This is a genomic window from Pantoea sp. Cy-640 (assembly GCF_011752635.1).
Classification (GTDB): Bacteria; Pseudomonadota; Gammaproteobacteria; order Enterobacterales; family Enterobacteriaceae; genus Pantoea; species Pantoea dispersa.
In genome coordinates, this window is record NZ_VWXB01000004.1 from 201,570 (window position 1) to 225,093 (window position 23,524).

At 56.6% G+C, this 23,524-nt stretch carries 21 protein-coding genes and 2 tRNA genes; 18 read left to right on the forward strand and 5 right to left on the reverse strand.

Features of this window, described 5'->3' with window-relative positions; translation table 11 throughout:
* Positions 1 to 6: 6 nt before the first annotated feature.
* The 3 genes from pmrB to dacB are packed head-to-tail and all read right to left on the reverse strand — an operon-like array spanning position 7 to position 3,160.
* Entirely contained in the window at positions 7 to 1,068 is a 1,062-nt protein-coding gene (pmrB, locus tag F3J36_RS12435) for a two-component system sensor histidine kinase PmrB (RefSeq protein WP_021507712.1), read from the reverse strand.
* Positions 1,065 to 1,727, reverse strand: coding sequence for a two-component system response regulator PmrA (pmrA, locus tag F3J36_RS12440; protein ID WP_088516027.1), 663 nt, complete (start codon positions 1,725 to 1,727; stop codon positions 1,065 to 1,067). Before pmrA ends, pmrB begins: the two co-directional genes overlap by 4 nt.
* Complete coding sequence (dacB, locus tag F3J36_RS12445; protein ID WP_031279733.1) at positions 1,727 to 3,160, reverse strand: serine-type D-Ala-D-Ala carboxypeptidase; 1,434 nt, start codon at positions 3,158 to 3,160, stop codon at positions 1,727 to 1,729. Before dacB ends, pmrA begins: the two co-directional genes overlap by 1 nt.
* A gap of 248 nt (positions 3,161 to 3,408) precedes the next feature.
* Between dacB and greA the strand changes: the two genes are divergently transcribed.
* Positions 3,409 to 3,885 (forward strand): transcription elongation factor GreA, encoded by a 477-nt coding sequence (gene greA, locus F3J36_RS12450; protein ID WP_021507709.1) that lies wholly within the window; start codon positions 3,409 to 3,411, stop codon positions 3,883 to 3,885.
* A gap of 128 nt (positions 3,886 to 4,013) precedes the next feature.
* Here greA and yhbY read toward each other — a convergent pair whose 3' ends face one another.
* The gene (yhbY, locus tag F3J36_RS12455) at positions 4,014 to 4,307 is read right to left on the reverse strand and encodes a ribosome assembly RNA-binding protein YhbY (RefSeq protein ID WP_010617345.1); all 294 of its coding nucleotides are present in this window, start codon (positions 4,305 to 4,307) and stop codon (positions 4,014 to 4,016) included.
* Positions 4,308 to 4,433: 126 nt separating this feature from the next.
* On the opposite strand from yhbY, the gene rlmE reads away from it, so the two are divergent.
* From rlmE to F3J36_RS12540, 17 genes are all read left to right on the forward strand, one after another.
* Positions 4,434 to 5,063, forward strand: a complete 630-nt coding sequence (gene rlmE / locus F3J36_RS12460) for a 23S rRNA (uridine(2552)-2'-O)-methyltransferase RlmE (RefSeq protein ID WP_021507708.1) — start codon at positions 4,434 to 4,436, stop codon at positions 5,061 to 5,063.
* A gap of 174 nt (positions 5,064 to 5,237) precedes the next feature.
* Positions 5,238 to 7,166: an ATP-dependent zinc metalloprotease FtsH gene (gene ftsH, locus F3J36_RS12465; protein ID WP_021507707.1), complete on the forward strand. Its 1,929-nt coding sequence runs from the start codon at positions 5,238 to 5,240 to the stop codon at positions 7,164 to 7,166.
* Between the two features lie 85 nt (positions 7,167 to 7,251).
* Complete coding sequence (folP, locus tag F3J36_RS12470) at positions 7,252 to 8,085, forward strand: dihydropteroate synthase (RefSeq protein ID WP_088516028.1); 834 nt, start codon at positions 7,252 to 7,254, stop codon at positions 8,083 to 8,085.
* Positions 8,086 to 8,089: 4 nt separating this feature from the next.
* Positions 8,090 to 9,424, forward strand: a complete 1,335-nt coding sequence (gene glmM / locus F3J36_RS12475; RefSeq protein ID WP_166719802.1) for a phosphoglucosamine mutase — start codon at positions 8,090 to 8,092, stop codon at positions 9,422 to 9,424.
* A 217-nt stretch (positions 9,425 to 9,641) separates the two neighbouring features.
* Positions 9,642 to 9,977: a preprotein translocase subunit SecG gene (gene secG, locus F3J36_RS12480; protein WP_010617340.1), complete on the forward strand. Its 336-nt coding sequence runs from the start codon at positions 9,642 to 9,644 to the stop codon at positions 9,975 to 9,977.
* Between the two features lie 46 nt (positions 9,978 to 10,023).
* Positions 10,024 to 10,110 (forward strand) — tRNA-Leu (locus F3J36_RS12485).
* A gap of 59 nt (positions 10,111 to 10,169) precedes the next feature.
* Positions 10,170 to 10,246, forward strand: a tRNA-Met gene (locus F3J36_RS12490).
* A 212-nt stretch (positions 10,247 to 10,458) separates the two neighbouring features.
* The gene (gene rimP, locus F3J36_RS12495; protein WP_031279732.1) at positions 10,459 to 10,911 is read left to right on the forward strand and encodes a ribosome maturation factor RimP; all 453 of its coding nucleotides are present in this window, start codon (positions 10,459 to 10,461) and stop codon (positions 10,909 to 10,911) included.
* A 24-nt stretch (positions 10,912 to 10,935) separates the two neighbouring features.
* A complete protein-coding gene (nusA, locus tag F3J36_RS12500) occupies positions 10,936 to 12,423 on the forward strand; it encodes a transcription termination factor NusA (RefSeq protein WP_021507703.1) in 1,488 nt (495 codons plus the stop codon).
* 17 nt (positions 12,424 to 12,440) lie between these two features.
* Positions 12,441 to 15,131: a translation initiation factor IF-2 gene (gene infB, locus F3J36_RS12505; protein ID WP_021507702.1), complete on the forward strand. Its 2,691-nt coding sequence runs from the start codon at positions 12,441 to 12,443 to the stop codon at positions 15,129 to 15,131.
* A gap of 64 nt (positions 15,132 to 15,195) precedes the next feature.
* On the forward strand, positions 15,196 to 15,603 hold the full coding sequence (rbfA, locus tag F3J36_RS12510) for a 30S ribosome-binding factor RbfA (protein ID WP_021507701.1): 408 nt from the start codon (positions 15,196 to 15,198) through the stop codon (positions 15,601 to 15,603).
* Positions 15,603 to 16,547 (forward strand): tRNA pseudouridine(55) synthase TruB, encoded by a 945-nt coding sequence (truB, locus tag F3J36_RS12515; protein ID WP_166719803.1) that lies wholly within the window; start codon positions 15,603 to 15,605, stop codon positions 16,545 to 16,547. The genes rbfA and truB overlap by 1 nt, the downstream gene beginning before the upstream one ends.
* A gap of 132 nt (positions 16,548 to 16,679) precedes the next feature.
* Complete coding sequence (rpsO, locus tag F3J36_RS12520) at positions 16,680 to 16,949, forward strand: 30S ribosomal protein S15 (protein WP_010615981.1); 270 nt, start codon at positions 16,680 to 16,682, stop codon at positions 16,947 to 16,949.
* Positions 16,950 to 17,257: 308 nt separating this feature from the next.
* Positions 17,258 to 19,390 (forward strand): polyribonucleotide nucleotidyltransferase, encoded by a 2,133-nt coding sequence (pnp, locus tag F3J36_RS12525; protein ID WP_058770684.1) that lies wholly within the window; start codon positions 17,258 to 17,260, stop codon positions 19,388 to 19,390.
* A 192-nt stretch (positions 19,391 to 19,582) separates the two neighbouring features.
* Positions 19,583 to 20,467, forward strand: a complete 885-nt coding sequence (gene nlpI, locus F3J36_RS12530; RefSeq protein WP_021507697.1) for a lipoprotein NlpI — start codon at positions 19,583 to 19,585, stop codon at positions 20,465 to 20,467.
* A gap of 105 nt (positions 20,468 to 20,572) precedes the next feature.
* Positions 20,573 to 20,629 carry a protein YrbN gene (yrbN, locus tag F3J36_RS24370; RefSeq protein ID WP_098053093.1) on the forward strand — a complete coding sequence of 19 codons (57 nt, stop codon included), beginning with the start codon at positions 20,573 to 20,575 and terminating at the stop codon, positions 20,627 to 20,629.
* 16 nt (positions 20,630 to 20,645) lie between these two features.
* On the forward strand, positions 20,646 to 22,541 hold the full coding sequence (locus tag F3J36_RS12540; protein ID WP_058759574.1) for a DEAD/DEAH family ATP-dependent RNA helicase: 1,896 nt from the start codon (positions 20,646 to 20,648) through the stop codon (positions 22,539 to 22,541).
* A gap of 65 nt (positions 22,542 to 22,606) precedes the next feature.
* On the opposite strand, the gene F3J36_RS12545 is transcribed toward F3J36_RS12540, so the two are convergent.
* Complete coding sequence (locus tag F3J36_RS12545; RefSeq protein ID WP_021507695.1) at positions 22,607 to 23,353, reverse strand: SDR family NAD(P)-dependent oxidoreductase; 747 nt, start codon at positions 23,351 to 23,353, stop codon at positions 22,607 to 22,609.
* Between the last annotated feature and the right edge of the window lie 171 nt (positions 23,354 to 23,524).

Below are 23,524 nucleotides of genomic sequence, written 5' to 3' on the forward strand. Positions count from 1 at the left end.
CGGCGTTCAGCCAATCAGTTGTGTTGGCAAACAGCAGCGGGCGACCAGTCCGCTGCTGTCTTCGCGGTTCACCAGTTCCAGCCTGCCGCGATGCATCTGCACAATACGCAGCACAATGTTCAGGCCCAGGCCGCTGCCGCCATAGCGTTGATCGCGCCGCCGGAACGCCTGCGTCAGCTCTTCTGCCGCATCGGCATCAATACCCGGCCCCTGATCCCACACTTCAACCCAGACCTGCTGTTGTACCTGACGCAGCTTCACCTGCACGCTGCTGCCTTCCGGACTGTAGCGCGATGCGTTCTCCAGCAAATTGCGCAGCATCAGGCGCAGCAGCACCGCTTCACCCTGCTGCGGCACATCGTCGCCGTCTGGCCAGTGCAGCGTCTGCTGACGCTGGGCATACAGTTCAGCCATCTCCGGCATCAGCGGCTGCATGATGTCACGCTGCCACTGCAGCTGCTGATAGTGGCCGCCCGCCAGCGCCTGACCGGCGCGCGACAGCATCAGCAGCTGTTCGACGGTGTGCATCAGCTGGTCGATACGCTCAATCAGCATGGCGCTTTGCGGCACCTGCTGCTGATGCAGAAGCTCAAGATGCAGGCGCAGCCCGGCCAGCGGCGTACGCAGCTCGTGCGCGGCGTCGGCGGTGAATAATCGCTCCTGCTGCAGCGTGTGGTCGAGACGGGAAAACAGCTGGTTGATGGAGGAGGTGACCGCAACGATCTCATCCATCTCGGAGTAAATCGGCAGCGGCGTCAGGTTGTCGGCAGAGCGGTGGGCAAGGCTGTCCTGTAGCGATTTGAGCGGACGGATAATCCAGTTGATGGCCCAGAACGACAGCAGCAGCGTCAGGCTTACCATCACCAGCGAAGGCAGCAACAGCGAAGCGATGGCCTCACGGATCTCATTCTCCACGCGATCGTTACGCGCCTGGGCCGACAGGGTTTCGTTGACGAGGAAACTGATCTGTTCGCGGCTTTCGTGCCACAGCCAGATAGCGCTCATCACCTGGCAGGTGAGGAGAATCAGCGCCAGCATGATCAGTAACCGCTGACGCATGCTGTTCATTCGCGTAGTTCCAGCCGGTAGCCAACGCCGCGCACGGTTTTGATGCGATCTTTCCCCAGCTTGCGGCGCAGATTATGAATGTGAACTTCTAAAGTGTTGGAGCCGGGATCGTCGTTCCAGCTGTAGAGATCCTGCTGCAGCGTTTCGCGATGCACATTCTGCCCCACGCGCATCAGCAGGCGGGTGAGCAGGGCGAATTCTTTGGGGGTGATCTCCAGCGGCAGATTCTCCAGCAGCACCTGCTGCGAGCTGAGATTGAGCGTCAGATCGCCCTGCTGCAGCAGGTTGTCGCTGTGCCCCTGATAGCGGCGGATCAGCGCGCGCACCCGCGCCTGCAGTTCTGCAAGCGCAAACGGCTTGACCAGGTAATCATCGGCACCGGCGTCCAGCCCGTCGACGCGATCCTCCAGCGCATCGCGCGCGGTCAGGATCAGCACCGGCACCGCGATGCCGCCGCGCCGCCACTGGCGCAGCAGCGTGGCGCCATCGCGATCCGGCAGACCGAGATCCAGCACGATCAGGCTGTACTGGCTGCTGCGCAGCAGGGCGTTGCTTTCCGCCGCGCTGCCAGCGCAATCCACGGCGTAGCCCTCGCTGCTCAGCGCCTGCGCCAGGCCCGATTGTAATAACGCATCATCTTCAACGATCAACAGTTTCATTAGTTGTTCTTGTTAATGTCGGTATAGAGGCGGCTCTCAAAGCGCACCAGCGGAATCCGCCGCGTTTTCTGGTCTTCCGGCGGTACCGCATAGCCAGAGAGGAACTGGACAAAGGCCACGCGCGCACCGCTCGACGTGGTGATGAACCCAGCCAGATTATAGACGCCCTGCAGCGAACCGGTTTTTGCCGACACTTTGCCATCCAGCCCCGCTTCGTGCAGACCGCCGCGATACTGCAGCGTGCCGTCATAACCTGCCAGCGGCAGCATCGAAATATAATTCAGCGTGGCGTCATTTTTGGCGATGAACTGCAGCACCTGCATCATGGTATCCGGCGCGATCAGGTCGTGACGCGACAGGCCGGAACCATCCACCTGAATACTGTTGCCGAGGTCGACGCCGGCTTTTTCGCGCAGCACACGCCTGACCGCATCCGAACCGGCGCGGAAGGTGCCCGGCACGTTAAAGTAGTGATGGCCGATGGTGCGGAACACGGTATCAGCGATCATGTTGTCTGACTTTTTCAGCATGGTGTGCAGCAGGTTGTGCAGCGGTGCGGACTGCGTCGAGGCCAGCACCGTGCCCGGTGACGTCACCTGCGTCTGGCGCACTAAATGGCCGCTGTAATCAATATCGGCGTCGCGCAGCTGCGCTTTAAGGATCTCGCCGGCCCACGCGGCGCCATCCTGCACGGCAAACGCCAGGGGCAGCGGTTCCGCACGCTGGCGCATACAGCCGGTCAGCGTGTAGCGATTGAGCTCGCCGGGCACCACGTCGAGCTCGCAATACTGCCCGTCACCGCTGTTGCGTCCGATCGTGCGCACCTGGCTGAACATGTGCGCCGGATAGTAAGAGGCGATGCGCACAAAGGCGTTTTCGCCGGGCGTATTGGCACTGTAGAGCGAAACCGAAAAGCAGTTTTTATCAACAATCGCCGCACCTGGCGGGGCGCTGAAGCACTGTGTCAGATCGTTCCACGGCCAGCCTGGCGCCATATCGTGACTGGCGAACACCGAGGTGTCGATCACCAGATTGCCTTTGATATGGTTGATGCCCTGCTTTTTCAGCGCCGCCACCATATTGCGCAGATCCTGGCGGCTGAGCGTCGGATCGCCGGCAAAGCGCGCTACCAGGTCGCCATTTAAGGTGCCATCGCTGACCGCGCCTTTGGTCTCCAGCGTGGTCTGAAAACGGAAGTCCGGGCCCAGCTCCAGCAGTGCCGCCAGCGCGGTGATCACTTTCATGGTACTGGCCGGCAACGCCATCTGTTTGCCGTGATAGTCGATTATCGGGGTGGATGCGCCCACTTTTTGTACCATCAGCGCCAGGTTTGCGCCGTCTGGCAAATACTGCATGTATTCTTCAACGGGTGCTGCTTGTGCCTGCAGCATAAACGCACAGGTTAATCCGGTAACAAGTCGTGAAAATCGCATAATCTCGCGGTAACTGACGGGTGAAGGCGTCAATACTATGTCCCCGGACGGTGCAAAGTAAACAATGACCCACAGGGAACTCTGGGGTAAAATACGTATCAAAATGCAAAACCGATACCTGACCCGGAAAGCTTTCCGGGTCAGGATTCTTTTGCTTGTGAAAAGAGGTTACGCGCCGCAGAAGCCGATCTTCTGCTGTCACCGGTCAGGATGACGCCGTTAACCAGGATAGATGACGAGGAGCCAAAATGAATCAGATTCCGATGACGTTGAAAGGCGCTGAGAAGCTGCGTGAAGAGCTGAACGAACTGAAAACCGTTAAGCGTCCGCGCATCATCGCCTCTATCGCCGAAGCCCGTGAGCACGGCGATCTGAAAGAGAATGCCGAATACCACGCCGCGCGCGAAGAACAGGGGTTCTGCGAAGGGCGTATTCAGGAGATCGAAGCCAAGCTCTCCAATGCACAGGTGATTGACGTGACCGCCATGCCGAAAACCGGCCGCGTGATTTTTGGCGCCACCGTCACCGTGCTGAATGTCGATACCGATGAAGAGTTTACTTACCGGATTGTCGGTGACGACGAAGCGGACTTTAAACAGAACCTGATTTCCGTGAATTCGCCGATGGCGCGCGGTCTGGTGGGCAAAGAGGCCGATGACGTGGCTATTGTTAAAACCCCAGGCGGCGATGTGGAATATGAAGTGCTGAAAGTGGAATACATCTAAGATATTGCTACGCTTTGAAATGCGCAGCTGCATATTGTAAAGAAAGGAAAAAGGCCGCGCTGCGGCCTTTTATCCCATGCAGGAGCATGGCACTTTCTCTGCCCGTCGGACGAGCCGTAACGGTACGCTTAACGTGGCAGAGTAATTTTGCGCTCTTTGGCAGGGCGATACAGCACCAGCACGTTGCCGATGACCTGAACGTTGTTTGCCTTAGTTTCACGCACGATAGCGTCCACGATCAGCTGCTTGGTTTCACGATCTTCCGAGGCAATTTTTACCTTGATCAATTCGTGATGTTCGAGCGCCTGTTCGATCTCGGCGAGCACGCCTTCAGTCAGGCCATTGCCGCCCAGCATGACCACTGGCTTCAGTGGATGGGCAAGGCCTTTCAGGTGCTGTTTTTGTTTGGTACTCAGATTCATCGTATTTTTTGCTTACTCAGGGATTGAAAACGGTTCATTCTACCGCCATCTCGGGTATATCGCCAAATCAACGCGACCCATTGCGTGCTGATTTATCGCTACGATGACGATTTAACTGGAAATATTATGACGGGTAAAAAGCGTTCGGCCAGTTCCAGTCGCTGGCTTCAGGAACACTTTAGCGATAAATATGTGCAACAGGCACAGAAAAAAGGGTTGCGCTCGCGCGCCTGGTTTAAACTGGATGAAATTCAGCAGGGTGACAAGCTGTTCAAACCCGGTATGACCGTGGTTGACCTGGGCGCTGCGCCCGGCGGCTGGTCGCAATATGTGGTACAACAGATTGGTTCGGGTGGCCGTATTATTGCCTGCGATCTGCTGCCGATGGATCCCATCGTTGGCGTTGACTTCCTGCAGGGCGATTTTCGCGACGAAGCGGTGTTGAAAGCGTTACTGGAGCGCGTGGGCGACCAGAAAGTGCAGGTGGTGATGTCGGACATGGCGCCGAACATGAGCGGTACGCCTGCGGTCGATATCCCGCGTTCCATGTATTTAGTTGAACTGGCGTTAGAAATGTGTCGGGATGTACTGGCACCTGGCGGCAGTTTTGTAGTGAAAGTGTTTCAGGGAGATGGCTTCGATGAATACCTGCGGGAAATTCGCTCCCTGTTTACGAAAGTGAAAATTCGTAAGCCGGACGCTTCGCGATCACGTTCGCGCGAAGTGTACATTGTGGCGACAGGGCGCAAACTGTAGCCCTCCATACCGGAATCAAAGCAAGGCGAAACGGCGTTTATTCTGATGCGTAATTCTGAGTTTCAGGCTAAACAGGCAAAATCATCAGCGCCGCGATTCCAGGTATGAAGGATATATAGTACCCTACGCTGTCTGTTAACACCGTTGTAATATGAGGTTAATCCCTTGAGTGACATGGCGAAAAACCTGATTCTCTGGTTAGTCATCGCGGTCGTGCTGATGTCAGTATTCCAGAGCTTTGGGCCCAGCGAGTCGAATGGCCGTAGGGTTGATTATTCAACCTTCCTGTCGGAAGTGAACCAGGATCAGGTCCGCGAGGCACGTATTAACGGGCGTGAGATCAACGTAACCAAAAAAGACAGTAATAAATACACGACCTACATTCCTGTCAACGATCCCAAGTTACTCGATAACCTGTTGACCAAAAACGTCAAAGTTGTGGGTGAACCACCGGAAGAGCCGAGCCTGCTGGCTTCCATCTTCATCTCCTGGTTCCCGATGCTGCTACTGATTGGCGTGTGGATCTTCTTTATGCGGCAGATGCAGGGCGGCGGCGGCAAGGGCGCGATGTCCTTCGGCAAGAGCAAAGCCCGTATGCTGACCGAAGACCAGATCAAAACCACCTTTGCTGACGTTGCGGGTTGCGACGAAGCAAAAGAAGAGGTGGGTGAGCTGGTGGAATACCTGCGTGAGCCGAGCCGCTTCCAGAAGCTGGGCGGTAAAATCCCGAAAGGCGTGCTGATGGTGGGCCCTCCGGGTACCGGTAAAACGCTGCTGGCGAAAGCGATTGCCGGCGAAGCGAAAGTACCGTTCTTCACGATTTCCGGTTCTGACTTCGTAGAAATGTTCGTCGGTGTCGGTGCATCTCGTGTGCGCGACATGTTCGAGCAGGCGAAGAAAGCGGCACCGTGCATCATCTTTATCGATGAGATCGATGCGGTGGGTCGTCAGCGTGGTGCCGGTTTAGGCGGTGGTCACGACGAACGTGAGCAGACGCTGAACCAGATGCTGGTTGAGATGGATGGCTTCGAAGGCAATGAAGGCATCATCGTCATCGCCGCGACTAACCGTCCGGACGTACTGGACCCGGCGCTGCTGCGTCCAGGCCGTTTTGACCGCCAGGTGGTGGTAGGTCTGCCAGACGTGCGCGGCCGTGAACAGATTCTGAAAGTGCATATGCGTCGCGTGCCGCTGGCAACCGACATTGATGCCGCGATTATCGCACGTGGTACGCCGGGCTTCTCCGGTGCGGACCTGGCGAACCTGGTCAACGAAGCGGCGCTGTTCGCTGCGCGTGGCAACAAGCGCGTAGTGTCGATGGTCGAGTTCGAGAAAGCGAAAGACAAAATCATGATGGGTGCGGAACGTCGCTCCATGGTGATGACGGAAGCGCAGAAAGAATCCACCGCGTATCACGAAGCGGGCCATGCGATTATTGGTCGCCTGGTGCCGGAACACGATCCGGTGCATAAAGTGACGATTATCCCGCGCGGCCGTGCGCTGGGTGTGACCTTCTTCCTGCCTGAAGGCGACGCGATCAGCGCCAGCCGTCAGAAGCTGGAGAGCCAGATTTCAACGCTGTACGGCGGCCGTCTGGCAGAAGAGATCATCTACGGGGCGGAACACGTTTCTACCGGTGCTTCAAACGACATCAAAGTGGCGACCAACCTGGCGCGCAACATGGTGACGCAGTGGGGCTTCTCGGAAAAACTCGGTCCGCTGCTGTATGCGGAAGAGGACGGTGAAGTGTTCCTCGGCCGTTCAGTGGCAAAAGCCAAACACATGTCGGACGAAACGGCACGCATCATCGACCAGGAAGTTAAACACCTGATCGACAGCAACTACCAGCGTGCACGCCGTATTCTGGGTGAGAACATGGACATCCTTCACGCGATGAAAGACGCGCTGATGAAGTATGAAACCATCGACGCACCGCAGATCGACGACCTGATGGCGCGCCGCGAAGTGCGTCCGCCAGCAGGCTGGGAAGATCCAGGCAGCAACAACTCTGACAGCAACGGTACGCCAAAGGCGCCACGTCCGGTTGATGAACCGCGTACGCCAAACCCAGGCAACACCATGTCAGAACAGTTCGACAAGTAACAGGCCTGTTCCTAAGCAAAAACCCCGGCTGGTCCGGGGTTTTTTACATTCCACAATCCAGTGATTCCTCAGGGAGATTTTCGCCATGAAGTTGTACGCCCGTGATACCCATCTCGATCTGTCGTTTCCCCATGTGATGGGAATTTTAAATGTCACGCCGGACTCCTTTTCTGATGGCGGAACGCACAACACGCTGGTCGACGCGCTCACGCACACCAACGAGATGGTGAATGCCGGTGCCACGATTATCGATGTGGGCGGCGAATCAACGCGTCCCGGTGCTGATGAAGTCCCGGTGGAAGAGGAACTGGCGCGGGTGATTCCGGTGGTGGAAGCCATTGCGCAGCGCTTTGAAGTGTGGATTTCGGTGGATACCTCAAAAGCAGAAGTGATCCGCGAAGCCGCGCGAGTGGGCGCTCACATCATTAACGATATCCGCTCGCTGTCCGAGCCGGGCGCGTTACAGGCCGCCGCAGAGACCGGTTTGCCGGTATGCCTGATGCACATGCAGGGCGAACCGCGCACCATGCAGCAGGCACCGGAATATCAGCACATCGTAAGCGAAGTGGACGCTTACTTCGCTGCGCAGATTGCCCGCTGTGAAGCGGCCGGCATTAAAAAAGAGCGTCTGCTGCTCGACCCGGGCTTCGGTTTCGGTAAGAATCTCAGCCACAATTATGAGCTGCTGGCGCATCTCAGTGATTTTCACCATCACGGTCTGCCGCTGCTGGTGGGCATGTCGCGTAAGTCGATGATTGGCCAGCTGTTAAACGTCGGCCCGGCACAGCGCCTGACCGGCAGCCTGAGCTGTGCGGTGATCGCCGCCATGCAGGGCGCGCAGATTATTCGCGTGCATGACGTTAAAGAAACTGTCGAAGCGATGCGCATCGTCGAGGCGACACGGAGAGCAAAAGGATAAAGGCATGAGCGAACGTAAATATTTCGGTACGGATGGGATTCGCGGCAAAGTGGGTGAAGCGCCCATTACCCCGGACTTTGTGTTGAAGCTGGGTTTTGCTGCCGGCAAAGTGCTGGCCCGTTCCGGCTCGCGCAAGGTATTGATTGGCAAAGATACACGGATTTCCGGCTACATGCTGGAATCGGCGCTGGAAGCCGGTCTGGCGGCTGCCGGTCTGTCTGCGGCTTTCACCGGCCCGATGCCCACGCCGGCCATTGCCTACCTGACGCGCACCTTCCGCGCCGAGGCGGGCATCGTGATCTCCGCGTCGCACAACCCGTTTGACGACAACGGCATCAAATTCTTCTCTGCCGAAGGCACCAAACTGCCGGACGACGTTGAAGCCGCCATTGAGCTGGAGCTGGAGAAGCCGCTGACCTGCGTCGAATCCGCTGAGCTGGGCCGTGCCAGCCGCATCGTCGATGCCGCCGGGCGCTACATTGAGTTCTGCAAAGGCACTTTTCCCAGCGAGCTAAGCCTGAACGGGCTGAAGATCGTGGTGGACTGTGCCAACGGCGCGACCTATCACATCGCGCCGAATGTGCTGCGTGAACTGGGTGCGAAGGTGATTGCGATTGGCGTGCAGCCGGACGGCATGAACATCAACAAAGAGTGCGGCGCTACCGATTTGCGTCAGCTGCAGCAGCGCGTGCTGGATGAAAAAGCCGATCTCGGCCTGGCCTATGACGGTGACGGCGACCGCATCATGATGGTGGATCACCTTGGACAGAAGGTGGATGGCGACCAGATTCTCTACATCATTGCGCGTGAAGCGCTGCGTCAGGGCCAGCTGCGTGGCGGCGTGGTCGGCACGCTGATGAGCAACATGGGGCTGGAGCTGGCGCTGAAACAGCTGGGGATTCCATTTACCCGCGCCAAAGTGGGTGACCGCTACGTGCTGGAAAAAATGCAGGAGAAGGGCTGGCGCATGGGCGCGGAGAACTCCGGCCACGTGATTCTGCTGGATAAAATCAGCACCGGTGACGGCATTGTAGCAAGTTTGCAAGTACTCACTGCGATTGTGCGCAACCACATGAGTCTGCACGATCTGTGCAGCGGCATGAAGATGCTGCCACAGGTGCTGGTGAATGTGCGTTTCAGCGGCAGCCACGATCCGCTGGAGAGCGACAGCGTCAAAGCGGCTGCCGCAGAGGTGGAAAAAACGCTGGCCGGACGCGGGCGCGTGCTGTTGCGTAAATCCGGCACCGAGCCGCTGATTCGCGTGATGGTGGAAGGCGAGGATGAGGCGCAGGTGACCGAGCTGGCGCACAAAATTGCCGATGCGGTAAAAGCGGTTTAGCCGCGTTACGGGCGGTCAGTTTGCTGCTTTCCGCCTGTAAAATCACCGGGATGGCGCTTTTTTCCGCAATCGCAAAACTTCGTGTAAATTGCGCTTGCAGAGGTATGCGCCTTTGGTTAGTATTCACACCCGCTTCTGATGGGTGATGACGAGACTCCCCGTCAATATTGGTTGAAGCTTTAACTGTGCGGATAACGCGCAAGGAAACAGGTTGATTATGTACGAAGCTCTGTTGGTTGTTTTCCTTATTGTAGCGATTGGCCTCGTTGGTCTGATCATGCTGCAGCAAGGCAAAGGCGCTGATATGGGAGCCTCATTCGGTGCAGGCGCTTCTGGTACGCTGTTCGGTTCAACCGGGTCTGGTAACTTCATGACTCGCATGACTGCGGTACTGGCTACGCTGTTCTTCATTATCAGTCTGATTCTGGGCAACCTGAACAGTAACAAGACTTCCAAAGGAAGCGAGTGGGAAAACCTCAGCGCGCCGGCTCAGTCTCAACAGCAGACTCAGCCAGCTAAACCGGCCACGCCGGGCAATGATATCCCGCAGTAAGATCGTCAGCGCTAAAGCGACATCGTATCGTCGCAGTCAGTGAAGTGCCGAGGTGGTGGAATTGGTAGACACGCTACCTTGAGGTGGTAGTGCCCGATTGGGCTTACGGGTTCAAGTCCCGTCCTCGGTACCAAATCTCAGTATAACTTGCATTTTTCGCAAGATCGGCGTAATATTCGCCACGTTTTCGGACGCGGGGTGGAGCAGCCTGGTAGCTCGTCGGGCTCATAACCCGAAGGTCGTCGGTTCAAATCCGGCCCCCGCAACCACTTTCCCTTAGAGTTCTTTTTCAAATATACTGTATGCATCGACGGACGCATCCGCAGTCAGTTTTGAAAAAAATTCTGCTGGATGGTGTGCCGAAGCCGCATCGCGGCATACAGGGTCCAGTCACAAAAAGCCCCGAATTTTCGGGGTTTTTTGTTATCAGGAAATCGTAACACTGGGCTTTAGGCCCTTTTTTTATGTCTTGGGGGTGGGCTTGTCCACATTAGAGCAAAAGTTGACAGAGTTGATCTCTGCTCCGGTAGAAGCGCTTGGCTACGAATTGGTCGGTATCGAGTTCATTCGTGGTCGCACATCAACCTTGCGCATCTATATTGATAGTGAAGAGGGTATCAATGTTGATGATTGCGCCGATGTTAGCCACCAGGTCAGCGCTGTAATGGATGTGGAAGATCCTATTACGGTGGCTTACAACCTTGAAGTTTCCTCACCGGGTCTCGATCGCCCTCTGTTCACCGCGGAGCACTATGCGCGTTTCGCTGGCGAAGAGGTGAGCCTGGTACTGCGTATGGCCGTGCAGAACCGCCGTAAATGGCAGGGCATCATTAAGTCTGTCGAAGGCGAGATGATCACGGTAACCGTTGAGGGTAACGATGAAGTGTTCGCGCTGAGCAACATTCAGAAAGCGAACCTGGTCCCCCACTTTTAAAAGTCCGGATTGAGGCTAACCAGGATGAACAAAGAGATCTTAGCTGTAGTAGAAGCCGTTTCTAACGAAAAAGCCCTGCCGCGTGAGAAAATCTTCGAAGCGCTGGAGAGCGCTTTGGCCACTGCGACCAAGAAGAAGTATGAGCAGGAAATCGACGTGCGCGTCAGCATTGACCGTCGCAGCGGCGATTTCGACACCTTCCGTCGCTGGGTGGTTGTAGAAGAAGTCACGCAGCCAACGCGCGAGATCACGCTGGAAGCAGCACGCTTTGAAGATGAAGCCTTCAATCTGGGCGATTATGTTGAAGATCAGATCGAATCTGTCACCTTCGACCGTATCACCACGCAGACCGCGAAACAGGTTATCGTCCAGAAAGTGCGTGAAGCCGAGCGCGCGATGGTGGTCGATCAGTTCCGCGAGCAGGAAGGCGAAATCATCACCGGCGTGGTGAAGAAAGTGAATCGCGACAACATTTCACTGGATCTCGGCAACAACGCCGAAGCGGTGATTGTGCGTGAAGACATGCTGCCGCGTGAAAACTTCCGCCCGGGTGACCGTATTCGCGGCGTGCTGTATGCCGTGCGTCCGGAAGCGCGTGGTGCGCAACTGTTCGTTACCCGCTCCAAACCGGAGATGCTGATCGAACTGTTCCGCATTGAAGTGCCGGAGATTGGCGAAGAAGTTATCGAGATCAAAGCGGCAGCGCGCGATCCGGGTTCACGCGCCAAAATTGCGGTAAAAACTAACGACAAACGTATCGATCCGGTCGGTGCCTGCGTCGGTATGCGCGGTGCGCGCGTGCAGGCGGTGTCCAGCGAGCTGGGCGGCGAGCGTATTGATATCGTGCTGTGGGACGACAACCCGGCACAGTTCGTGATTAACGCCATGGCACCTGCCGATGTGGCGTCAATTGTGGTGGATGAAGACAATCACACCATGGATATCGCTGTTGAAGCCGGCAATCTGGCTCAGGCGATTGGCCGTAATGGCCAAAACGTGCGTCTGGCATCCCAGCTGAGCGGCTGGGAGCTGAACGTGATGACCGTCGATGATCTGCAGGCGAAGCATCAGGCCGAAGCCCATGCAGCGATCGATATGTTCACTAAACATCTCGACATCGACGAAGAGTTCGCCACCGTTCTGGTGGAAGAGGGCTTCTCTTCGCTGGAAGAATTGGCTTACGTGCCAATCAACGAGCTGCTGGAAATCGACGGCCTCGACGAAGAGACCATTGAAGCCCTGCGTGAACGAGCAAAAAATGCGTTAACCACCCTGGCATTAGCGAAAGAAGAGAGCCTTGGTAATCAGGAACCTGCTGAGGACCTGCTGAATCTTGAAGGCCTGGATCGTGCGCTGGCGTATCGCCTGGCGTCAAAAGGCGTTTGCACGCTGGAAGATCTCGCTGAGCAAGGTGTTGACGATCTGACAGATATTGAAGGGCTGGATGATGAGAAAGCCGGTGCGCTGATTATGGCTGCACGTAATATCTGCTGGTTCGGCGATGACGCGTAATAACAGGAAGGAACAGCATGACAGATGTAACCGTAAAATCGCTGGCCGCCGAAATTCAGACTCCGGTCGATCGCCTGGTACAGCAATTTGCTGATGCAGGGATCCGTAAGTCTGAAAACGACGCCGTATCCCAGCAAGAGAAAGAGACCTTACTGTCCCACCTGAATCGTGAGCACGGTCAGACCGGTTCAGGCAAACTGACGTTGCAGCGCAAAACGCGCAGCACCTTGAATATTCCAGGCACCGGGGGTAAAAGTAAGTCGGTGCAAATCGAAGTCCGCAAAAAGCGCACATACGTGAAAGGTGATGCCGACGCTGAGCAAGCTCAGGCGGAAGCAGAAGCCGAGGCGCAGCGTGAAGCGGAAGAGCAGGCGCGTCGCGAGGCTGAAGAACAAGCCCGTCGCGAAGCTGAACAAAAAGCGCAACGTGAAGCCGAAGAGAAAGCCAAGCGCGAAGCCGCTGACAAGGCTAAGCGTGAAGCAGCGGAAAATGAGAAAGTGACTAATCAACCTACCGACGAAATGACCAAGGCTGCGCAATCTGACAAAGCCCGTCGTGAAGCTGAAGCCGCCGAACTGAAGCGTAAAGCTGAAGAAGAAGCGCGCCGTAAGCTGGAAGAGAATGCGCGCCGCGCGGCGGAAGAAGCCCGTCGTCTGGCCGAAGAGAAAGCCGCTGAATGGGAAAAACCAGAGGAAGAAGATAAGGGCGACTATCACGTCACCACTTCAACTCATGCCCGTCAGGCAGAAGACGAAAACGATCGCGAAGTCGAAGGCGGTCGTGGTCGCACCCGCACCACCAAGGCAGCGCGTCCGGCCAAAAAAGGCAACAAGCACTCTGAAGCCAAAACTGACCGTGAAGAAGCGCGTGCTCAGGTACGCGGCGGTAAAGGTGGCAAACATCGTAAACCAAGCACGCTGCAGCAGGGCTTCAACAAACCTGCTCAGGCGGTGAACCGTGACGTCATCATTGGCGAAACCATCACCGTTGCCGAGCTGGCCAACAAAATGGCGGTGAAAGGCTCGCTGGTTATTAAAGCGATGATGAAGATGGGTGCCATGGCGACCATCAACCAGGTTATCGACCAGGAAACCGCCCAGCTGGTGGCCGAAGAGATGGGTCACAAAGTGATCCTGCGCCGCGAGAACGAGCTGGAAGAAGCGGTAATGGACGATCGTGATACCGATGCTGCGCAGGAAAGCCGTGCGCCGGTCGTGACCATCATGGGTCACGTTGACCACGGTAAAACCTCGCTGCTGGACTACATCCGCTCCACCAAAGTCGCCTCCGGCGAAGCGGGCGGGATTACCCAGCACATCGGTGCGTATCACGTTGAAACTGATAACGGCATGATCACCTTCCTCGACACCCCGGGCCACGCCGCGTTTACCGCAATGCGTGCACGTGGTGCGCAGGCCACGGATATCGTTATCCTGGTGGTGGCGGCGGACGATGGCGTGATGCCACAAACCGTCGAAGCTATCCAGCACGCGAAAGCGGCCGGTGTGCCGGTGGTCGTGGCCGTGAACAAGATCGATAAGCCAGAAGCCGATCCGGATCGCGTCAAGAACGAGCTGACCCAGTACGGTATCATTCCGGAAGAGTGGGGCGGCGAGAACATGTTCGTTAACGTCTCGGCGAAAGCCGGTACCGGCATCGACGACCTGTTGAACGCGATTCTGCTGCAGGCGGAAGTACTGGAGCTGACTGCGATTCGTCAGGGTATGGCGAGCGGCGTGGTGATCGAATCGTTCCTCGACAAAGGTCGTGGTCCGGTAGCAACCGTGCTGGTGCGTGAAGGTACGCTGAACAAGGGCGATATCGTGCTGTGCGGCTTCGAATACGGCCGTGTGCGTGCGATGCGTGACGAACTGGGTCGCGAAGTGCTGGAAGCGGGTCCATCGATTCCGGTGGAAATCCTCGGTCTGTCCGGTGTGCCGGCAGCGGGTGACGAAGCGACCGTGGTGCGTGACGAGAAGAAAGCGCGTGAAGTGGCGCTGTATCGTCAGGGCAAATTCCGCGAAGTCAAACTGGCGCGTCAGCAGAAGTCCAAGCTGGAAAACATGTTTGCCAACATGACCGAAGGCGAAGTGTCCGAGCTGAACATCGTCCTGAAGTCCGACGTACAGGGTTCTGTGGAAGCGATCTCCGACTCGCTGCTGAAACTCTCCACCGACGAAGTGAAGGTGAAGATTATCGGTTCTGGCGTGGGCGGTATCACCGAAACCGACGCCACCCTGGCCGCTGCGTCCAACGCGATCATCCTCGGCTTCAACGTGCGTGCTGATGCCTCTGCGCGTCGCGTGATTGACGCTGAAAACGTTGACCTGCGCTACTACTCCGTCATCTATAACCTGATTGACGAAGTGAAAGCTGCCATGAGCGGCATGCTGGCACCAGAGTTCAAACAGCAGATTATCGGTCTGGCCGAAGTCCGTGACGTGTTCAAGTCACCGAAATTTGGCGCGATTGCCGGCTGTATGGTCACCGAAGGCAACATCAAACGTCACAATCCGATCCGCGTACTGCGCGACAACGTGGTTATCTATGAAGGCGAGCTGGAATCTCTGCGTCGCTTCAAAGATGACGTCAACGAAGTGCGTAACGGCATGGAGTGTGGTATCGGCGTGAAGAACTACAACGACGTTCGCGTTGGCGACATGATCGAAGTGTTCGAAGTGATTGAAGTTAAACGCACCATCGAGTAATTGCTGGTCGATGTGATGCAATTTGGGAGGCCTCTGGCCTCCCGAATTATTTGGGAGAAATAGTATGGCGAAAGAGTTTGGTCGCCCACAGCGCGTGGCGCAGGAATTGCAGAAAGAGATTGCGATCATCCTGCAGCGCGAAATCAAAGACCCGCGTCTGGGTATGATGGTCACCGTGTCTGGCGTTGAGGTGTCACGCGATCTGGCGTATGCCAAAGTGTTCGTGACCTTCCTGAACGACCAGGATGAAGAAGCGGTGAAAAACGGCCTCAAAGCGCTGAAAGAAGCGTCTGGCTACATCCGTATTCTGCTCGGTAAAGCGATGCGTCTGCGCATCGTGCCGGAGCTGACCTTCTTCTACGATAACTCGCTGATTGAAGGGATGCGCATGTCGAATCTGGTGTCTAACGTGATCAGAAACGATGCTGAGCGACGGGGTGAAAGCCCGGCGGAAGACGACAAGGAGGACTGATGAGTCGTCCTCGTCGCCGTGGTCGTGATGTCCACGGTGTTTTCCTGCTGGATAAACACCAGGGCGCATCCTCCAACGATGTGCTGCAAAAAGTAAAACGCCTGTTTAATGCTAACAAGGCGGGCCATACCGGCGCGCTCGATCCGCTGGCCACCGGTATGCTGCCGATTTGTCTCGGCGAAGCCACCAAGTTTTCCCGCTATCTGCTGGATTCGGACAAGCGTTACCGCGTGATTGCCCGTCTGGGCCAGCGCACCGATACCTCCGATGCGGACGGCAATATCGTTGAAACGCGGCCGGTGACCTTCAGCCAGGCTGAGCTGGATGCCGCGCTGGAGAGCTTTCGCGGCGAGACGCTGCAGGTGCCCACCATGTTCTCGGCGCTCAAGTATCAGGGCCGCAAGCTGTACGAATATGCGCGCGAAGGCATCACCGTGCCGCGTGAAGCGCGACCGATTACCGTGTTTGAACTGCAGTTTATTCGCTGGCAGGGCGACGAGCTGGAACTGGAAATCCATGTTTCCAAAGGCACCTACATTCGCACCATCATTGACGATTTAGGTGAGAAGCTCGGCTGCGGTGCACACGTGATCATGCTGCGCCGTCTGCAGGTGGCGCGCTACCCGATTGCGCGCATGATGACGCTGGAACAGCTGCAGGCGCTGGCGGCGCAGGTTAATGCGGCGGAAACGCCGGATTACGCACCGCTGGACGCGTTGCTGTTGCCGATGGACAGCCCGGCGGAAGATTTTCCAGCGGTCAATCTGCCCACGCCGATCGCGGCCTGGTTCAAACAGGGCATGCCGGTCCAGGCGGAAAACGCGCCGGCCAGCGGGCTGGTGCGGGTGACCGAGGGCGAGCAGCAGAAATTTATCGGCATGGCGGAAATCGCCCACGATGGTCGCGTGGCTCCGCGTCGTCTGGTAGTGGAGTTTGCCGACTGACCGCGTATTACCGCTGGGCGTTACAGCGCATTTGCGTTGCTACCGGGCGAAGAGTAGAATAGCGCGGCTTTAAAAGCGGGCTGCTGAATTAGAGATCGGCACCCATACATTCATTTTTTACTGGAGTTTATTATGTCTCTAAGCGTAGAAGCTAAAGCAGAGATCGTTGCTAAATACGGTCGTGGCGCTAACGACAGCGGTTCAACTGAAGTTCAGGTTGCTCTGCTGACTGCTCAGATTAACCACCTGCAGGGTCACTTCTCTGAGCACAAGAAAGACCACCACAGCCGTCGCGGTCTGCTGCGCATGGTATCCCAGCGTCGTAAGCTGCTGGACTACCTGAAGCGTAAAGACGTTGCACGTTACACCAGCCTGATCGAAAGCCTGGGTCTGCGTCGCTAAGTCTGAAGAATCTGATCAACGATGTAGCGCATGCAGTATGCAAAAAACCGCATCTGGCGATCAGATTTGTGCGAGTTTCGCGAAAAGGGGGCCTTTATGGCCCCTTTTTTCGAGCAATCCGCAGCAATCCGGACCAAACTCATGTATTGTTGCTGAGAGTGATCTTTGCTTGCAGAGGTTCGCGCGGCTAATGAGAGGCTTTACCGCAGGGGCGGTTAAGGGTTGTCATTAGTCGCGAGGATGCAACTAAAGATCGGTAATCCCCGGCGGGCCGAGCAGGCTTTGCCACGAATTTAAGGACTTAAATTTTGCTGAACCCGATCGTACGCAAATTCCAATATGGTCAGCATACCGTCACGCTGGAAACCGGCATGATGGCGCGCCAGGCCACCGCAGCAGTAATGGTAAGCATGGACGACACCGCGGTATTCGTTACCGTCGTGGGCCAGAAAAAAGCCAAAGCCGGTCAGGACTTCTTCCCTCTGACGGTGAACTACCAGGAGCGTACTTACGCCGCTGGCCGTATTCCGGGCAGCTTCTTCCGTCGTGAAGGCCGTCCAAGCGAAGGCGAAACCCTGATTGCGCGTCTGATTGACCGCCCGGTGCGTCCGCTGTTCCCGGAAGGTTTTGTTAACGAAGTACAGGTTATCGCGACTGTGGTATCCGTGAACCCGCAGGTTAACCCGGACATCGTTGCGATGATCGGTGCTTCTGCTGCGCTGTCACTGTCTGGCATTCCGTTCAACGGCCCAATCGGTGCGGCACGCGTTGGTTACATCAACGATCAGTACGTGCTGAACCCAACCGCGGATGAGATCAAACAGTCTCGTCTGGATCTGGTGGTTGCCGGTACGCAGAATGCAGTGCTGATGGTGGAATCTGAAGCGGACATCCTGACCGAAGATCAGATGCTGGGTGCGGTGGTGTTCGGCCACGACCAGCAGCAGGTTGTGATTGAAAACATCAATGCGCTGGTGGCCGAAGCCGGCAAACCACGCTGGGACTGGCAGCCAGAGCCGGCGAACGATGCGCTGATCGCACGCGTTGCTGCCCTGGCCGAAGCGCGCATCAGCGATGCGTACCGCATCACTGACAAGCAGGAGCGCTATGCGCAGGTTGGCGTCATCAAAGACGAAACCATCGCCGCACTGCTGGCTGAAGACGAAACGCTGGATGATGCCGAAATCGGTGACATCGTACACAGCCTGGAAAAGAACGTGGTGCGTACCCGTATCCTGAACGGCGAACCGCGTATCGATGGCCGCGAAAAAGATATGATCCGTGGTCTGGACGTGCGCACTGGCGTACTGCCGCGTACCCACGGTTCTGCGCTGTTTACCCGTGGTGAAACGCAGGCGCTGGTCGCTGCCACCCTCGGTACTGCGCGTGACGCACAGAATCTCGATGAGCTGATGGGCGAGCGTACTGACAGCTTCCTGTTCCACTACAACTTCCCTCCGTACTCCGTGGGCGAAACCGGTATGGTTGGCTCACCGAAGCGTCGTGAAATTGGTCACGGCCGCCTGGCGAAGCGTGGCGTGCTGGCAGTAATGCCTAAACAGGATGCGTTCCCGTACACCGTGCGCGTCGTGTCTGAAATCACCGAATCGAACGGTTCTTCTTCTATGGCTTCCGTGTGCGGTGCATCGCTGGCACTGATGGACGCTGGCGTACCGATCAAAGCGGCCGTTGCCGGTATCGCGATGGGTCTGGTGAAAGAAGACGAGAAGTTCGTGGTGCTGTCTGACATCCTCGGCGACGAAGATCACCTCGGCGATATGGACTTCAAAGTAGCCGGTAGCCGTGAAGGTATCACCGCGCTGCAGATGGACATCAAAATTGAAGGTATCACCCGCGAAATCATGCAGGTGGCACTGAACCAGGCCAAGGGTGCGCGTCTGCACATTCTGAGCGTGATGGAACAGGCGATCAGCACGCCGCGTCAGGAGATCTCCGAGTTCGCGCCGCGCATCTACACCATCAAGATCAACTCAGACAAGATCAAAGACGTCATCGGTAAAGGCGGTTCAGTTATCCGTGCGCTGACCGAAGAGACCGGCACCACCATCGAAATCGAAGATGATGGCACCGTGAAGATCGCAGCGACCGACGGCCTGAAAGCCAAAGAAGCGATTCGTCGCATCGAAGAGATCACCGCTGAGATCGAAGTGGGCCGTATCTACGCCGGTAAAGTGACCCGTATCGTTGATTTCGGTGCCTTCGTGGCGATCGGCGGCGGTAAAGAAGGTCTGGTACACATTTCTCAGATCGCCGACAAGCGCGTAGAGAAAGTGACCGATTACCTGCAGATGGGTCAGGAAGTGCCAGTTAAAGTGATGGAAGTGGATCGTCAGGGCCGCGTTCGTCTCAGCATCAAAGAAGCGACAGAGCAGAAGCCAGCAGAAGAAACCGCTGCGGTGACGACGCCTGACGCCGAGTAAGCGTTTTTCCTGATCAGCCGCTCCCTGCCTGCTGGCGGGGAGCGGTGTTTGTATACCCGGAATGCGTGGCGCGCTGGTCAGCGTGTCAGTGCAGCTGAAGCAGGATGGGTATCATCGCGAGGGCGGGAACCCTTGTGCATAGCAGGCGGATGACAGGATGGTTATCCCAATGTTTGTATTCGGGAGTGGGAAATGAAGCCTTTTTTGCGCTGGTGTTTTGTTGCGACAGCTATCACGCTGGCAGGATGCAGCAACTCCAATTGGCGTAAGAACGAAGTTCTGGCAGTACCTTTGCAGCCCACACTGCAGCAAGAGGTTATTCTGGCGCGAATGGAACAAATTCTTGCCAGTCGGGCCCTGACCGATGATGAACGCGCACAGCTGTTATATGAGCGCGGAGTGTTGTATGATAGTTTGGGTCTGAGGGCACTAGCGCGGAACGATTTCTCGCAAGCGCTGTCTATCAGACCGGATATGCCGGAAGTGTTTAACTATCTCGGCATTTACTTAACGCAGGCAGGCAATTTTGATGCTGCCTATGAAGCGTTTGATTCTGTACTTGAGCTTGATCCAACTTACAACTATGCGCATTTAAACCGTGGTATCGCCCTCTATTACGGCGGTCGATACAAGTTAGCGCAAGATGATCTGCTGGCGTTTTATCAAGACGATCCTAACGATCCGTTCCGCAGCCTGTGGCTCTACCTCGTTGAACGCGAGATGGATGCCGACAAGGCAAAAGTGACGCTCCAACAGCGTTACGACAAGGCGGCTAAGGACCAATGGGGATGGAATATTGTCGAGTTCTACCTGGGCGACATCAGTGAAAAAACATTGATGGAACGTCTCAAGGCGGACGCAACGGATAACACCTCGCTCGCTGAACATCTCAGTGAAACCAACTTCTATTTAGGTAAGTACTACCTAAGTCTGGGGGAGAAGGACGACGCGAAAGCGTTGTTCAAACTGGCGGTGGCCAACAACGTCAATAACTTTGTTGAACACCGATACGCATTGTTGGAACTGGCGCAACTCGGCCAGACACAAGACGATTTATCAGAATCTGACCAGCAATAGCTGACGAACTTTTATTGCCTGATTTACCCGTAAAGTCATCGCCTGAACAGGTGAGGGCTTTTCTGTTCGTCAAAACTTCTAATTTGAGCCGGTTCACACTTTTTGATGAAAATGACTGAAAGTTTTCACGACGAGTTATGTAGACTGGCCGCCGCAATCTAAGAGGCACGTGTACTACATGACTGATATTCAAACCACTTTTGCTGATCTGGGCCTGAACGCCGACATCCTCGAATCACTGAACGGTATGGGCTACGTTAAGCCATCGCCAATCCAGGCTGAGTGTATTCCTCACCTGCTGGCGGGCCGTGATGTGCTGGGTATGGCGCAGACCGGTAGTGGTAAAACAGCAGCGTTCTCGCTGCCGCTGCTGAACAACGTTGATCCTTCTGTCCGCGCACCGCAAATCCTGGTGCTGGCGCCGACCCGCGAACTGGCGGTTCAGGTGGCTGAAGCGATGACAGAATTCTCTAAACACATGCGCGGTATTAACGTCGTGGCCCTGTATGGTGGCCAGCGTTATGACGTGCAGCTGCGCGCACTGCGCCAGGGTCCACAGATCGTGGTTGGTACCCCGGGCCGTCTGCTGGATCACCTGAAACGCGGTACCCTGGACCTGTCCAGCCTGCGTGGTCTGGTACTGGACGAAGCCGATGAAATGCTGCGTATGGGCTTCATCGAAGACGTTGAAACCATCATGGCGCAGATCCCGGAAGGTCATCAGACCGCACTGTTCTCTGCAACCATGCCGGAAGCGATTCGCCGTATCACTAAGCGTTTCATGAAGGATCCGCAGGAAGTGCGCATCCAGTCCAGCATCACTACACGCCCGGACATTTCTCAGTCTTACTGGACCGCTTACGGTCGTAAGTCTGACGCGCTGGTGCGCTTCCTCGAAGCGGAAGACTTCGATGCTGCTATCATCTTCGTGCGCACCAAAAATGCCACGCTGGAAGTCGCAGAAACGCTGGAGCGTAACGGCTACAACAGCGCCGCGCTGAACGGTGACATGAACCAGGCGCTGCGTGAGCAGACGCTGGAGCGCCTGAAAGACGGTCGTCTGGATATCCTGATCGCGACTGACGTTGCGGCCCGTGGTCTGGACGTTGAGCGTATTAGCCTGGTGGTTAACTACGACATCCCGATGGATGCCGAATCGTATGTACACCGTATCGGCCGTACCGGTCGTGCGGGTCGTGCTGGCCGTGCGCTGCTGTTCGTTGAGAACCGCGAGCGTCGTCTGCTGCGCAACATCGAACGCACCATGAAGCTGACTATTCCGGAAGTTGAACTGCCTAACGCTGAGCTGCTGAGTCAGCGCCGTCTGGCGCAGTTCGCTGCCAAAGTTCAGCAGCAGCTGGAAAGCAGCGATCTGGATCAGTACCGTGCGCTGCTGGCTAAAATGCAGCCAGAAGAAGAGCTGGATATGGAAACGCTGGCCGCTGCACTGCTGAAAATGGCACAGGGCGAACGTCCACTGATTCTGCCACCGGATGCACCACGTCCACAGCGTCGTGAATTCCGCGATCGCGATGAGCGTGGCGGCGACCGTCCACGTCGTGACAGCCGTGACAGTCGCGAAGGTGGCGATCGTCCACGTCGCGAACGTCGTGACGTTGGCGAAATGCAGCTGTACCGCATTGAAGTGGGCCGTGACGACGGTGTTGAAGTGCGTCATATCGTGGGCGCGATTGCTAACGAAGGCGACATCAGCAGCCGTTACATCGGTAACATCAAGCTGTTTGGTACTCACTCCACTATCGAGCTGCCAAAAGGCATGCCGGGTGAAGTCCTGCAGCACTTCACGCGTACGCGTATTCTCAACAAGCCGATGAATATGCAGCTGCTGGGCGATGCACAGCCACACGAGCGCACCGAGCGTCGTAGCGGCGGTCGTGACTTCGGTGGTGAGCGTCGTGGTAACCGCGAGGGTGGCAACCGTGAAGGTGGCGCACCGCGTCGTTTCTCTGAGCGTCGCGAAGGCGGTCGTGAAGGCGGACGTTTCAGCCGTGAAGGTGGCCGTGGCCCACGTCGCGACGAAGGTGCAGCTGCACCACGTCGCCGTGATGCATAAGCGTTAATCGCTTAAAAATAAAAAGGACGCGCAAGCGTCCTTTTTTTATGTCTGTAACGCGGGCTTTACACGCCGCCGGCAATCAGCACCCGCTCACCGGTAACATAAGCCGACTCTTCCGACGCCAGAAACAGCGCCACCTGCGCCACATCCTCCGGCAGGCCAAAGCGTCCCAGCGGCGTGGCCGCGATCAGCTGCGCTTTAAATTCCGCATTCATTTTTTTCGCTGCCAGCAGCCCTTCGGTCAGAATGATCCCCGGTGCCAGCGCGTTGACGCGAATATTACGCGGGCCCAGCTCACGTGCCAGCCCCTGCGTTAAGGTATCGATTGCGCCTTTGGTCGCTGACCACAGTACCGAGCCAGGCAGGCTGCGCTGGCTGTTCAGCGCGCTGAGGTTGATGATGCAGCCGCCGCGCGCCGGAAAATGCTGCGCCGCCTGCTGGCACACCAGCAGCGTACCGAGCAGATTGACGTTGAGCTGCTGCTGCATGTCGCTGACGCTGAGGCTGGCGAAGTCGCCATGGTGAAACATGCCGGCGTTGTTGACCACGATGTCTGGCGCGCCAAACTGCGCAATACTGCTGGCGAACAGGCGCTGCACGTCAGCTTCACGGGATATATCGGCCTGTACGGCGATGGCGTCGCTTCCCAGCGCGCAGATATCGGTCACCACATCCGCCGCGCCCGCTTCATCCTGACGATAATTCACCACCACCCGGGCGCCGGCCGCGGCGAAAGTCATGGCGATGGCGGCGCCAATGCCTTTCGACGCGCCCGTCACCAGCGCAATTTTGCCTTCAAGTGCTTGCATTGTGTCTCTCCACCTGAGATTTCGGGTGAGTAAAGCATGCGCTGTTGCCGCTTTGTGCGGTAGCGCAATCCTGCAAGCTTTTTGCACGATCCTGCAAATCTGTGGCGCAGGGACTAGGCGCAACCGCATCGGCAGGTAAGAATGGGGATTCAGTGATTTTTCATCGCGGAG